The organism is Pseudomonas sp. GL93, from assembly GCF_003408955.1.
Lineage (GTDB): Bacteria > Pseudomonadota > Gammaproteobacteria > Pseudomonadales > Pseudomonadaceae > Aquipseudomonas > Aquipseudomonas paracarnis.
The window spans coordinates 43515-55787 of the sequence record NZ_NKRF01000065.1; the positions used below are offsets into that span (position 1 = coordinate 43515).

The window sequence follows — 12273 nt, forward strand, 5'->3', positions numbered from 1 at the left end:
AGGGCCTTGGCTCATTGAGAAAACCGCGCGGTTTGACCTAAACCCCTGGCCCGCACGGTGTCATGCCGGTAACCCTGGCAGATCGACCTGTGCATCCAACAGGCTCATGAAAGCCCGCGCAGCGTTCGACAGCGTCCTTTCGGTGTGCACGATATAGCCTAGCTGGCGACTGAGCTGTATGCCCGGCAAAGCGATACTTGCCACCTGATCGTCGAGCATGGTGCGCGGCAACACGCTCCAGGCCAGGCCGATGGAGACCATCATCTTGATGGTTTCCAGGTAGTTAGTACTCATTGCGATATTGGGCGTGAGGCCCTGGGCCTCGAACAGGCGGCTGACAATATGGTGGGTAAAGGTATTGCCGCCGGGAAACACGGCCGGATGCCCGGCGATATCGGCCAGGCTGACGGAGCCGTTGCTGATCAGGCTGTGTTCCGGCGCCACTACAAAATCCAGCGGGTCGTCCCACACGCGGGTAGCACGTACCAGGTTGTGGGGCTCTGGCGCCAGGGTGATCACTGCGACTTCCGCACGGCCATGGAGGATTTCTTCGTAGGCTACTTCTGAATCCAGAAACTGAATATCCAGCGCCACATTCGGGTATTGCCGGGTGAAGGTGCGCAGAATCGGTGGCAGGCGGTGCAGGCCGATATGGTGGCTGGTGGCCAGGGTGAGGCGCCCGCTGACTTCGCCGGTGAGGTTGGTCAGGGCGCGGCGGGTGTCATCCAGCACGTTGAGGATTTGATAAGCGCGCGGCAACAAGGCCCGCCCGGCCTCGGTCAAGCCGACTTCGCGGCCCAGGCGGTCGAACAGCCGTACCTTCAATTGTTGTTCCAGGCCGGCGATGCGCTTGCTGATGGCCGGCTGCGTCAGGTGCAGGCGTTCGCCGGCGCCGGAGAAGCTGCCGATCTCGGCGATGGCGATAAAGGCGTTGAGGTTGGCCAGGTCCATGGTGCTATTCCAGTTGGTAATCCAAAGCATAAAAAATATGAATTTGAGTTATTTAATGTAGCGCCATACCATCAGCCTCACAAGCCAAAGGGTTATTGAAAAGCCCGGCGTATAGAAGCACCGCTGATGAGGACCGACTGATGGCCGGCAAAACGCTTTACGACAAGCTTTGGGATTCCCATGAAGTGAAACGTCGCGATGATGGATCGTCGCTGATCTACATCGACCGTCACATCATCCATGAAGTGACCTCGCCCCAAGCGTTCGAAGGCCTGCGACTGGCCGGGCGCAAGCCTTGGCGCGTCGACTCCATCATCGCGACGCCGGACCACAACGTGCCGACCACTCCTGAGCGCAAAGGCGGCATCGAAGCCATTGCCGACCAGGTTTCGCGGTTGCAGGTGCAGACCCTTGACGACTATTGCGACGAATACGGCATCACCGAATTCAAGATGAACGACGTGCGCCAAGGCATCGTCCACGTCATCGGCCCGGAGCAGGGCGCAACCTTGCCGGGCATGACCGTGGTCTGCGGTGACTCCCATACCTCCACCCACGGCGCGTTCGGCGCCCTGGCCCATGGCATCGGTACTTCCGAGGTGGAGCACGTGTTTGCCACCCAGTGCCTGGTGGCCAAGAAAATGAAGAACATGCTGGTACGCGTCGAAGGCCAATTGCCGTTTGGCGTGACCGCCAAGGACATTGTACTGGCCGTGATCGGCAAGATCGGCACCGCGGGCGGCAACGGCCATGCCATCGAGTTCGCCGGCAGTGCGATCCGCGACCTGTCCATTGAAGGCCGCATGACCATCTGCAACATGTCCATCGAAGCCGGTGCGCGTGTAGGCATGGTGGCGGCGGACGAAAAAACCGTCGAATACGTCAAAGGTCGCCCCTTCGCGCCGCAAGGTGACGATTGGGACGCCGCCGTCGAAGCGTGGAAAGACCTGGTCTCCGACGCCGATGCGGTGTTCGACACTGTGGTCGAACTCGACGCCGCGCAGATCAAGCCGCAAGTCAGCTGGGGCACTTCGCCCGAAATGGTCCTGGCCGTCGACCAGAACGTGCCGGACCCGGCCAAAGAAGCCGACCTGGTCAAGCGCGGCTCCATCGAGCGCGCCTTGAAGTACATGGGGTTGACCGCCAATCAGGCGATCACCGATATCCAGTTGGACCGTGTGTTTATCGGTTCCTGCACCAACTCGCGGATCGAAGACCTGCGCGCCGCGGCGGTGATCGCCAAGGGCCGCAAGGTGGCTTCGACCATCAAGCAAGCCATTGTGGTGCCAGGTTCCGGGCTGGTTAAAGCCCAGGCGGAAGCCGAAGGCCTGGACAAGATTTTCCTCGAAGCCGGTTTTGAGTGGCGTGAGCCGGGCTGCTCGATGTGCCTGGCGATGAACCCGGACCGCCTGGAGTCGGGCGAGCATTGTGCCTCGACCTCCAACCGTAACTTCGAAGGGCGCCAAGGCGCGGGTGGGCGTACCCACTTGGTGAGCCCGGCCATGGCCGCCGCCGCTGCCGTCAACGGTCGTTTCATCGACGTTCGCGAATTGATCTGAGGAAAACCCGATGAGAGCTTTTACCCAACACACAGGCCTTGTAGCGCCGTTGGACCGTGCCAATGTGGACACCGACCAGATCATCCCAAAGCAGTTCTTGAAGTCGATCAAGCGCACCGGTTTCGGCCCTAACCTGTTCGATGAGTGGCGCTACCTGGACGTGGGCTACGCCTATCAGGACAACTCCAAGCGCCCCCTGAACAAGGACTTTGTGCTCAACGCCGAGCGTTACCAAGGCGCCAGCGTGTTGCTGGCCCGGGAAAACTTCGGCTGCGGCTCCAGCCGCGAGCACGCCCCTTGGGCCTTGGAAGAGTACGGCTTTCGCAGCATCATCGCGCCGAGCTACGCCGATATTTTCTTCAACAACAGCTTCAAGAACGGCCTGTTGCCGATCATCTTGAGCGACGCTGAAGTGGACGAGTTATTCCAGCAAGTGGAGGCCAGCGTCGGCTACCAGTTGACGGTCGACCTGGCCGCGCAAACCGTGACCCGCCCGGATGGCAAGGTTTACCACTTTGAAGTGGATGCCTTCCGTAAGCACTGCCTGATCAACGGCCTGGACGACATCGGCCTGACCTTGCAGGACGGCGATGCGATTGCCGCGTTTGAAGCCAAACACCGGGCGAGCCAGCCCTGGTTGTTTCGCGATGCCTGATTTGCGGTAACCGTGCGGGCCCCATCGCGGGCAAGCCCGACTCCCACATTGGAGTGCATTCCAACTGTGGGAGCTGGCTTGCCTGCGATAGCGCCAGTGCAACCACCACAAACTCCAAGGAAAGCCACCATGACCACCACCGCCCACTCCCAAGTCGTGCAAAAACAATTCGGCGAACAGGCCTCTGCCTACCTGAGCAGCGCCGTACACGCCCAGGGCACCGAATTCGCTGTGCTACAGGCCGAGCTGGCCGGGCAGGGCGCTGCACGACTGTTGGACCTGGGCTGCGGCGCAGGTCATGTCAGCTTCCATGTGGCGCCTCTGGTCAAAGAAGTGGTGGCCTACGACCTGTCCCAGCCTATGCTCGACGTGGTGGCCGCCGCCGCTAAAGACCGCAACCTGGCCAACATCCGCACCGTGCACGGCGCCGCCGAGCGCTTGCCCTTCGCCGAGGGTGAGTTCGACTTCGTGTTCAGCCGCTATTCGGCCCATCACTGGAGCGACCTCGGCCTGGCCCTGCGTGAAGTGCGCCGGGTGCTCAAGCCGGGCGGCGTGGCGGCATTTGTGGATGTCTTGTCGCCGGGCAGCCCCCTGTTGGACACTTACCTGCAAACCGTCGAAGTGCTGCGCGACACCAGCCACGTGCGTGATTATTCTGGCGCCGAGTGGATGCGCCAGTTGAGTGAGGCCGGCCTGCACGTGCGCAACAGCAGTCGCCAACGCTTGCGCCTGGAATACACCTCTTGGGTCGAGCGCATGCGCACGCCAGAGGTACTGCGTGCGGCAATCCTGGAGCTGCAAAAGGCGATGGGCCAGGAAGTACGCGATTATTACGAAATTCAAGCCGACGGCACCTTCAGCACCGATGTGCTGGTGGTGTTCGCCGAACGCTGATTGATTTTTCCCGACCTGCCTGTGGGCGGGTCGCCCGATGAAATGAGGAAAGCATGAGCAAGCAGATTCTGATTCTCCCTGGCGACGGTATTGGTCCGGAAATCATGGCCGAAGCGGTCAAGGTCCTTGAGCTGGCCAACAGCAAGTACAGCCTGGGCTTCGAGCTGAGCCACGATGTGATCGGCGGCGCCGCCATCGATAAACACGGCGTGCCCCTGGCCGACGAGACCCTCGACCGCGCCCGGGCTGCCGATGCCGTGCTGCTCGGCGCCGTGGGCGGGCCGAAATGGGACAAGATCGAGCGTGACATCCGCCCTGAGCGCGGCCTGTTGAAAATCCGTGCGCAACTGGGTCTGTTCGGCAACCTGCGCCCGGCCATCCTCTACCCGCAACTGGCTGACGCGTCGAGCCTCAAGCCGGAAGTGGTGGCGGGCCTGGATATCCTCATCGTGCGCGAGCTGACCGGCGGTATCTACTTCGGCTCGCCACGGGGCGTGCGCGAGTTGGAAAATGGCGAACGCCAGGCCTACGACACGCTGCCGTACAGCGAGAGCGAAATCCGCCGTATCGCCCGTGTCGGTTTCGACATGGCGCGCGTGCGCGGCAAAAAAGTCTGCTCGGTGGATAAAGCCAACGTACTGGCCTCCAGCCAGCTGTGGCGTGAAATCGTCGAAGAAGTCGCCAAGGATTACCCGGACGTCGAACTGAGCCACATGTACGTCGACAACGCCGCCATGCAGCTGGTGCGTGCACCCAAGCAGTTCGACGTGATCGTCACCGACAACCTGTTCGGCGATATCCTGTCCGACCAGGCGTCGATGCTCACCGGTTCCATCGGCATGCTGCCGTCGGCGTCCCTGGACACCAACAATAAAGGTATGTACGAGCCGTGCCACGGTTCGGCGCCAGACATCGCGGGGCAGGGCATTGCCAACCCGTTGGCGACGATTTTGTCGGTGTCGATGATGCTGCGTTACAGCTTCAACCTGGGCGATGCCGCAGACGCCATCGAGAAGGCCGTCAGCCTGGTGCTGGATCAGGGCTTGCGCACCGGCGATATCTGGTCCCAGGGTTGCACCAAGGTCGGGACGCAAGAAATGGGCGACGCAGTAGTCGCCGCGCTGCGGAATCTGTAATCTCTCGGGCCCGCTTGCAGTTGTTGCTGCAAGGCGGCCCACTTTTTAACAAGGTGTAGTTGCGATGAAACGTGTAGGTCTGATCGGTTGGCGCGGTATGGTCGGTTCCGTGCTCATGCAGCGGATGCTGGAAGAGCAGGATTTCGATCTTATTGAGCCGGTGTTTTTCACCACTTCGAACGTAGGTGGCCAAGGGCCGTCCGTGGGCAAGGATATTGCCCCGCTCAAGGATGCCTACAGCATTGAAGAGTTGAAGAGCCTCGACGTGATCCTCACCTGCCAGGGTGGCGACTACACCAGCGAAGTCTTCCCCAAGCTGCGTGAAGCCGGCTGGCAGGGTTACTGGATCGACGCCGCCTCGAGTCTGCGCATGCAGGACGACGCGGTGATCATCCTCGACCCGGTCAACCGCAAGGTCATCGACCAGCAACTGGACGCCGGCACCAAGAACTACGTGGGCGGCAACTGCACCGTCAGCCTGATGCTGATGGGCCTGGGCGGTCTGTTCGAAGCGGGCCTGGTGGAGTGGATGAGCGCCATGACCTATCAGGCGGCCTCCGGCGCCGGCGCGCAGAACATGCGTGAACTGATCAAGCAGATGGGCGCGACCCACGCCGCTGTCGCCGATCAACTGGCTGACCCGGCCAGTGCGATCCTCGATATCGACCGCCGTGTGGCCGAGGCCATGCGCAGCGATGCTTACCCGACCGAGAACTTCGGCGTGCCATTGGCCGGTAGCTTGATCCCGTGGATCGACAAGGAACTGCCTAACGGCCAGAGCCGCGAAGAGTGGAAGGCCCAGGCCGAAACCAACAAGATCCTGGGTCGCTTCAAGAACCCGATCCCGGTGGACGGCATCTGCGTACGCATCGGCGCCATGCGTTGCCACAGCCAGGCGCTGACCATCAAGCTGAACAAAGACGTGCCGATCGCCGATATCGAAGGGCTGATCAGCCAGCACAACCCTTGGGTCAAGCTGGTGCCGAACAACCGTGATATCAGCATGCAGGAGCTGAGCCCGACCAAGGTGACTGGCACCCTGAATGTACCGGTGGGCCGTCTGCGCAAGCTGAACATGGGCAGCCAGTTCCTCGGCGCGTTCACTGTCGGCGACCAACTGCTGTGGGGCGCGGCTGAGCCGTTGCGTCGCATGTTGCGGATTTTGCTGGAGCGTTGATCGCTTGAGGCAATCAGAGAAACCCGCGTTCTGGTGACAGGCGCGGGTTTTTTGTTGCCTTTGTGATCATTCCCACGCTCTGCGTGGGAATGCAGCTCTGGACGCTCTGCGTCTGCTTTAGAGGCGTGACGCGGAGCGTCACAGGAGGCGTTCCCACGCAGAGCGTGGGAACGATCAGGGGGGCTGTAATTGCCTCACCTGCCACCAGCCGGTAAAGTGCCGCTCCCCCGTAATGCCCGAGGCAACCCCATGACCCAGACCTTTGAAATCGCCGTGATCGGCGCCACCGGTACCGTTGGCGAAACCCTGGTGCAGATTCTCGAAGAGCTGGAGTTCCCGGTGGGCACCTTGTACCTGCTGGCGGGCAGCAACTCGGCGGGGGCTTCGGTGCCGTTTCGGGGCAAGAACGTGCGGGTCAAAGAGGGCGACACGTTTGATTTCAGCAAGGCGCAGTTGGCGTTCTTCGCTGCAGGCCCGGCGGTGACCTTGAGCTTCGCCCCGCGTGCCACCGCCGCTGGCTGCGCGGTGATCGACTTGTCCGGCGCATTGCCCGCCGAGCAGGCGCCGCAAGTGGTACCGCAGGCCAACGCCCATGTGCTGGGCGCGTTGAAAAAGCCTTTCCAACTCGGCAGCCCGAGCCCCTGTGCCACCTACCTCGCGGTGGTGCTGGCACCGTTGCGCGGTGTGGTGGACATCCAGCGCGTGAGCGTCAGCGCCAACCTGGCCATCTCTGCCCAGGGCCGCGAGGCCGTCAGCGAGTTGGCGCGCCAGACCGCCGAACTGTTGAACGTGCGTCCCTTGGAGCCAGCGTTCTTTGATCGGCAAGTGGCGTTCAACCTGCTGGCTCAAGTCGGCACGCCAGACGCCCAGGGTCATACCGCCCTGGAGAAACGCCTCGTACACGAACTGCGTGCGGTGCTGGAAACACCTTTACTAAAGATTTCCGCCACCTGCGTTCAAGCCCCGGTGTTTTTCGGCGATAGCCTGACTGTGTCGCTGCAATTGGCCGCGCCGGTCGACCTGGCCGCGGTGAACCGCGCCCTCGACGCTGCGCCGGGAATCGAGCTGGTCGAGGAGGGCGATTACCCCACGGCCGTAGGCGATGCCGTCGGCCAGGACGTGGTGTACGTCGGGCGAGTTCGCGCAGGTATCGACGACCCAGCGGAACTAAATCTTTGGCTGACGTCAGATAACGTACGCAAAGGCTCAGCCCTGAACGCCGTGGAGCTGGCGCAGTTGTTGATAAAAGGCCTTGTGTAAAAGATACTTGGCGGCAATTTGTAGATTGATTCTAGCCAGGCGCTATGCTTGGTCCCAAGTGAAACACAAGCGCGTCGGTGACCTATCGGCTCGCCATGCCTAATGGCAGCGGTTACCAACCTTCTCGCAGGGCGGGAAGCGTTCAAACAAAGGATGAGGCTATGGTTCAAGTTCGCAAACTGGTGTTAGCAATAGCGGCCGCCTCGGCGCTGTCCTCCGGTATGGCGCAGGCGCTGCAACTTGGGGAGATGACCCTCAAGTCGAAGTTGAACCAGCCGCTGTCGGTGGAAATCGAATTGCGCGATGTGGGCGGCCTCACGGCGTCCGAGATCACCCCCAGCCTGGCGTCGGCCCAGGCCTTCGTGGATGCGGGTGTCGACCGCCAGGCGTTTCTCGATGACCTGACGTTCACGCCGGTGATCAACCCCGAAGGTCGCAGCGTGGTGCGCGTGACCTCCAGCAAGCCGCTGCCCGATTCCTATGTGCGCTTCCTCATGCAGGTGCAATGGCCCAATGGCCGTTTGATGCGTGACTACAGCGTACTGCTCGACCCGGCCAAGTTCGACTCGCCGGCGCCGGCGGCAAGCGCGCCAGCCAGTACTGCGCCTGCCGCCAGTACATCTGCCCAGCACACCACCACGTCCCGCGACACCTTGTGGGAAATTGCCGCAAAGAACCGCAATGGCGCCTCGGTCCAGCAAACGATGCTGGCCATCCAGGCGCTTAACCCGGATGCCTTTGTCGACGGCAATATCAACCGTCTGAAAACCGGCCAGGTCCTGCGCCTGCCGGACGCTACGCAAAGTACAGCCTTGGCCCAGCCGCAAGCGATTGCCGAAGTGAGCGCGCAGAACGCCGCCTGGCGCCAGGGCCGCCGTGGCCCTCAGAGCCAAGTGGCCGGCAAGCCGCAGTTGGACGCGACCAAGCGCACCCAGGCCGGCAATGCGCCGTCGAGCACCCAGGCCAATGACAACTTGAGCCTGGTATCGGCGCAAGCGGCCAAAAAAGGTGGAAAGGGCACCGTCGGTGACAGCCGGGCCCTTAGCGACAAGCTGGCGATGACTCAGGAAGAACTAGACACCACGCGGCGCGACAACGAAGAACTGAAAAGCCGTGCCGCCGACTTGCAAAGCCAGTTGGACAAGCTGCAGAAGCTGATCCAGCTGAAGAATGACCAATTGGCTCGTTTGCAAGCGCAAACGGGTGAGCCACAGACAGCGGCGATGCCTGCGCAGTTGCCGGGTGAACCCGCAGCCGAGCCTGCGGCCCCTGTTGCAACACCAGCGCCAGCGCCTGAACCGGTCAAGCCGGCTGCTGCGCCGGCCAGCACCGAAGGCAAGTTCAACGACCTGCTGACCAACCCGATTGTGCTCGGCATTCTTGGCGGTGCGGCCCTGCTGGTAGTGTTGCTGCTTTTGCTGCTGTGGGCACGCCATCGCAATGCTCGCCGCGAAGAAGAAAAACATCTGCGCATGGCACGGGCGTTGGCCGAAGAGCCCGAGTTCGTTTCCAATATCGATCAAGACCTGCCGCCTGACAGCTTCGAGGGCCTTGAGGTGCCGCCGCCGAGCGTCAAGCTCGACACCGCAACGGCGCCAGTACCCGCACCGGTGGCTGAGCCGGTTGTAGCACCGACGGTCGCCTCCGTGCTGGCGCCGTTGGCGGTTGCCGTGGCTCAGGAAAACGCCAGCGACGCCCTGGCCCAGGCCCAGTCCCATATTGACCGTGGCCACCTGAACCAGGCGGCGGATGTGCTTGAACAAGCCATCAAGCACGAGCCCAAGCGCAGCGACCTGCGTTTGAAGCTGATGGAAGTCTATGGCCTGCAGAACAACAAGGACGGGTTCGTCACCCAGGAGCGCCAGTTGGTGGCCAACGGTGAGAACCATGCCCAGGTCGAGCAGCTCAAGGCGCGTTTCCCGGCCATGGCCGTGTTGGCCGCGGGTGTCAGTGCCGCAGTGGCCGCCGCAGCCCTGGATGCGCAGTACGTCAAGGACCTGCTCGACGACAAGCCGACCCCAGCCCCGCAGGCAGATACCTTCGACACCGATTTCGACCTGAGCCTGGATGACCTGGAAGCTGCCTCGCCGGCCGAGATCGCGCAAGACCAGCAAACCTTTGAAGCGTTGCTGCAACAGCAGACTGAGCCCAAGGCCGATGCGCAGGACCTGTCGGACTTTGACCTGGACCTGCAACTGGACCCGCCGACGTCGCAATCCGATGACGACTTCCTGTCGGGCCTTGAAGGGCAGATCAAGGATGTACCTGCGGTGGAGCCGCCGACCCTGACGCCGGCCGCGCTGGACGAATTCGACCTGCCGGAAGATTTTGACCTGTCGCTGGCGGAGGAGCCGAGCAATCCTGCGGCCAAGCCCGATGCCTTCTCGTCAGAGCTGGACGACGTCAATGCCGAACTGGATCGCTTGTCCCAGAGCCTGGAGCATCCGCCGATCGAGCCTTCCTTCACGGCTGAAGATGCTGCGCTGAGTGCTGAGGATGAGCCGGAGTTCGATTTCCTCTCCGGCACTGATGAAGTGGCCACCAAGCTCGACTTGGCCCAGGCCTACATCGACATGGGCGATGCGGACGGCGCGCGTGACATCTTGTCCGAAGTGCTGACCGAAGGCGACGAAGGTCAGCGTAGCGAAGCCAAGGAAATGCTCGGCAGAATCTAACGGCCGACGCGGAAAAACGTGGGAGCGGGCTTGTTGTGGCGAGGGAGCTTGCTCCCGCTGGGGTGCGTAGCGCCCCTGAAAAGCCGGCTCCAGCTGCGCTATCGAACGGGAGCAAGCTCCCTCGCCACAAAAACCCCAGATTAAAAGCCCCCTCTCATGCACCCTGACGCCCTATAATGCCCGCCTTTGCGCAACTCATCAGGCTCACAGTTCTTGGCAAATATAGATAACGCGGCTGCCGAAATGGCGGCTGCAGGCTTTTACCGCATCGCCCTGGGCGTAGAATACAAAGGCTCGCGCTATCGCGGCTGGCAGCGTCAGGCCTCCGGGGTGCTGACGGTGCAGGAAACCCTGGAGAATGCACTGTCCAAAGTCGCCAACTCGCCGGTGTCGCTGATGTGTGCCGGGCGTACCGATGCCGGCGTACACGCGTGTGGCCAAGTGGTGCACTTCGACACCCAGGCCGAGCGTTCGATGAAGGCGTGGGTGATGGGGGCTAATATCAATTTGCCCCATGACGTCAGCGTCAGCTGGGCCAAGGTCATGCCGGCGCATTTTCACGCCCGTTTCAAGGCCATCGCCCGGCGTTATCGCTACGTGATCTACAACGATCAGATCCGCCCGGCGCACCTCAATGAAGAGATTACCTGGAACCACCGCCCACTGGATGCCGAGCGCATGGCCGAAGCCGCGCAGCATTTGGTCGGGGTGCATGACTTCAGCGCCTTCCGTGCCGGGCAGTGCCAGGCCAAGTCACCTATCAAGGAGGTCCACCACCTACGGGTGACACGGCACGGCAAGATGATTGTGCTGGATATCCGTGCCGGGGCCTTTCTGCATCACATGGTGCGCAATATCGCGGGCGTGCTGATGACCATCGGCACCGGTGAGCGCCCGGTGGAGTGGGCCAAGGAAGTGCTGGAAAGCCGCATTCGCCGCACGGGCGGGGTCACGGCGCATCCATTCGGCCTGTATCTGGTGGATGTGGAGTACCGCGACGAGTTTGAATTGCCGGAGCGCTTTATCGGGCCGCACTTCCTCACAGGTTTCAGCGAACTTGGCGGCTGACGCCCGGAAAAGCTTTTGTTACCATCCGGGACTTTCTCGGCCCAACCCTGAGGTTCCTACGACATGTCAGCCGTTCGCAGCAAGATTTGCGGGATTACCCGCATAGAAGACGCGCTGGCGGCAGTCGAAGCGGGGGCGGATGCTATCGGCCTGGTGTTTTATGCCAAGAGCCCGCGGGCGGTGAATGTGCTGCAGGCGCGGGCGATTATCGCCGCGTTGCCGCCCTTCGTGACCACCGTAGGGTTGTTCGTCAATGCCAGCCGCTGCGAGCTCAACGAAACCCTGGATGCGGTGCCGCTGGATATGCTGCAGTTTCACGGCGACGAGTCGCCAGAGGAATGCGAAAGCTATCAGCGCCCGTACATCAAGGCATTGCGGGTCAAGGTCGGGGACGATATCGCCGTAGCCTGCGCCGCTTATACCGGCGCTCGCGGGATTCTGTTGGACACCTACGTCGAAGGCGTACCCGGTGGCACGGGCGAAGCGTTCGACTGGTCGCTGATTCCCGAGGGTTTGCGCAAGCCGGTTATTCTCGCAGGTGGGCTCACCCCTGGAAATGTCCAGGCGGCCATCGAGCAGGTTCGGCCGTATGCCGTGGACGTCAGCGGTGGGGTGGAGCAGGGCAAGGGGATCAAGGACCCGAGCAAGATTCGCGCGTTCATGCAGGCCGTGCGCAACAGCAGGGGTGGGATGTGACGGCTGGCAGTCTGCCGCCGTCCATAACTACCACTGTGTAAAACAGCCCGGCGCCGCCTGTGGTGGCCCGGAAACGAAGTGGCAACCCTGCGCTGGCAGGTTGTCTGGAAGGCTGAGGATACGGGCGGGAAATGGCAGGTCCAACGTCTGACCCCGTCCCGCCTGTGTCATCGCCACATATGAATTTAGCTCAAGGGCATAC

10 protein-coding genes are annotated in these 12273 nt (G+C 62.0%); 9 read left to right on the forward strand and 1 reads right to left on the reverse strand.

The features are described from left to right. Positions 1 to 60: 60 nt before the first annotated feature. Positions 61 to 951, reverse strand: a complete 891-nt coding sequence (locus CER19_RS11760; protein WP_116666541.1) for a LysR family transcriptional regulator — start codon at positions 949 to 951, stop codon at positions 61 to 63. Positions 952 to 1091: 140 nt separating this feature from the next. On the opposite strand from CER19_RS11760, the gene leuC reads away from it, so the two are divergent. From leuC to CER19_RS11805, 9 genes are all read left to right on the forward strand, one after another. Next, positions 1092 to 2510, forward strand: a complete 1419-nt coding sequence (leuC, locus tag CER19_RS11765; protein ID WP_116666542.1) for a 3-isopropylmalate dehydratase large subunit — start codon at positions 1092 to 1094, stop codon at positions 2508 to 2510. A gap of 10 nt (positions 2511 to 2520) precedes the next feature. Next, the gene (gene leuD / locus CER19_RS11770) at positions 2521 to 3165 is read left to right on the forward strand and encodes a 3-isopropylmalate dehydratase small subunit (protein ID WP_116666543.1); all 645 of its coding nucleotides are present in this window, start codon (positions 2521 to 2523) and stop codon (positions 3163 to 3165) included. Between the two features lie 129 nt (positions 3166 to 3294). Beyond that, a complete protein-coding gene (locus tag CER19_RS11775) occupies positions 3295 to 4059 on the forward strand; it encodes a class I SAM-dependent methyltransferase (RefSeq protein ID WP_116666544.1) in 765 nt (254 codons plus the stop codon). Positions 4060 to 4112: 53 nt separating this feature from the next. Further along, positions 4113 to 5195 carry a 3-isopropylmalate dehydrogenase gene (gene leuB / locus CER19_RS11780; RefSeq protein WP_003192555.1) on the forward strand — a complete coding sequence of 361 codons (1083 nt, stop codon included), beginning with the start codon at positions 4113 to 4115 and terminating at the stop codon, positions 5193 to 5195. Positions 5196 to 5259: 64 nt separating this feature from the next. Next, positions 5260 to 6372: an aspartate-semialdehyde dehydrogenase gene (asd, locus tag CER19_RS11785; RefSeq protein WP_003192554.1), complete on the forward strand. Its 1113-nt coding sequence runs from the start codon at positions 5260 to 5262 to the stop codon at positions 6370 to 6372. A gap of 249 nt (positions 6373 to 6621) precedes the next feature. Further along, a complete protein-coding gene (locus CER19_RS11790; protein ID WP_116666545.1) occupies positions 6622 to 7632 on the forward strand; it encodes an aspartate-semialdehyde dehydrogenase in 1011 nt (336 codons plus the stop codon). A gap of 161 nt (positions 7633 to 7793) precedes the next feature. Then, positions 7794 to 10307 carry a FimV/HubP family polar landmark protein gene (locus CER19_RS11795; RefSeq protein ID WP_116666546.1) on the forward strand — a complete coding sequence of 838 codons (2514 nt, stop codon included), beginning with the start codon at positions 7794 to 7796 and terminating at the stop codon, positions 10305 to 10307. A 243-nt stretch (positions 10308 to 10550) separates the two neighbouring features. After that, a complete protein-coding gene (truA, locus tag CER19_RS11800) occupies positions 10551 to 11375 on the forward strand; it encodes a tRNA pseudouridine(38-40) synthase TruA (RefSeq protein WP_003192549.1) in 825 nt (274 codons plus the stop codon). 63 nt (positions 11376 to 11438) lie between these two features. After that, positions 11439 to 12071 (forward strand): phosphoribosylanthranilate isomerase, encoded by a 633-nt coding sequence (locus CER19_RS11805; RefSeq protein WP_116666547.1) that lies wholly within the window; start codon positions 11439 to 11441, stop codon positions 12069 to 12071. Positions 12072 to 12273: the final 202 nt, after the last annotated feature.

Coding starts and splice junctions, on each gene's coding strand:
- CER19_RS11760 (WP_116666541.1), bottom strand. CDS start 951: ATGGACCTGGCCAACCTCAACGCCTTTATCGCCATCGCCGAGATCGGC.
- leuC (WP_116666542.1), top strand. CDS start 1,092: ATGGCCGGCAAAACGCTTTACGACAAGCTTTGGGATTCCCATGAAGTG.
- leuD (WP_116666543.1), top strand. CDS start 2,521: ATGAGAGCTTTTACCCAACACACAGGCCTTGTAGCGCCGTTGGACCGT.
- CER19_RS11775 (WP_116666544.1), top strand. CDS start 3,295: ATGACCACCACCGCCCACTCCCAAGTCGTGCAAAAACAATTCGGCGAA.
- leuB (WP_003192555.1), top strand. CDS start 4,113: ATGAGCAAGCAGATTCTGATTCTCCCTGGCGACGGTATTGGTCCGGAA.
- asd (WP_003192554.1), top strand. CDS start 5,260: ATGAAACGTGTAGGTCTGATCGGTTGGCGCGGTATGGTCGGTTCCGTG.
- CER19_RS11790 (WP_116666545.1), top strand. CDS start 6,622: ATGACCCAGACCTTTGAAATCGCCGTGATCGGCGCCACCGGTACCGTT.
- CER19_RS11795 (WP_116666546.1), top strand. CDS start 7,794: ATGGTTCAAGTTCGCAAACTGGTGTTAGCAATAGCGGCCGCCTCGGCG.
- truA (WP_003192549.1), top strand. CDS start 10,551: ATGGCGGCTGCAGGCTTTTACCGCATCGCCCTGGGCGTAGAATACAAA.
- CER19_RS11805 (WP_116666547.1), top strand. CDS start 11,439: ATGTCAGCCGTTCGCAGCAAGATTTGCGGGATTACCCGCATAGAAGAC.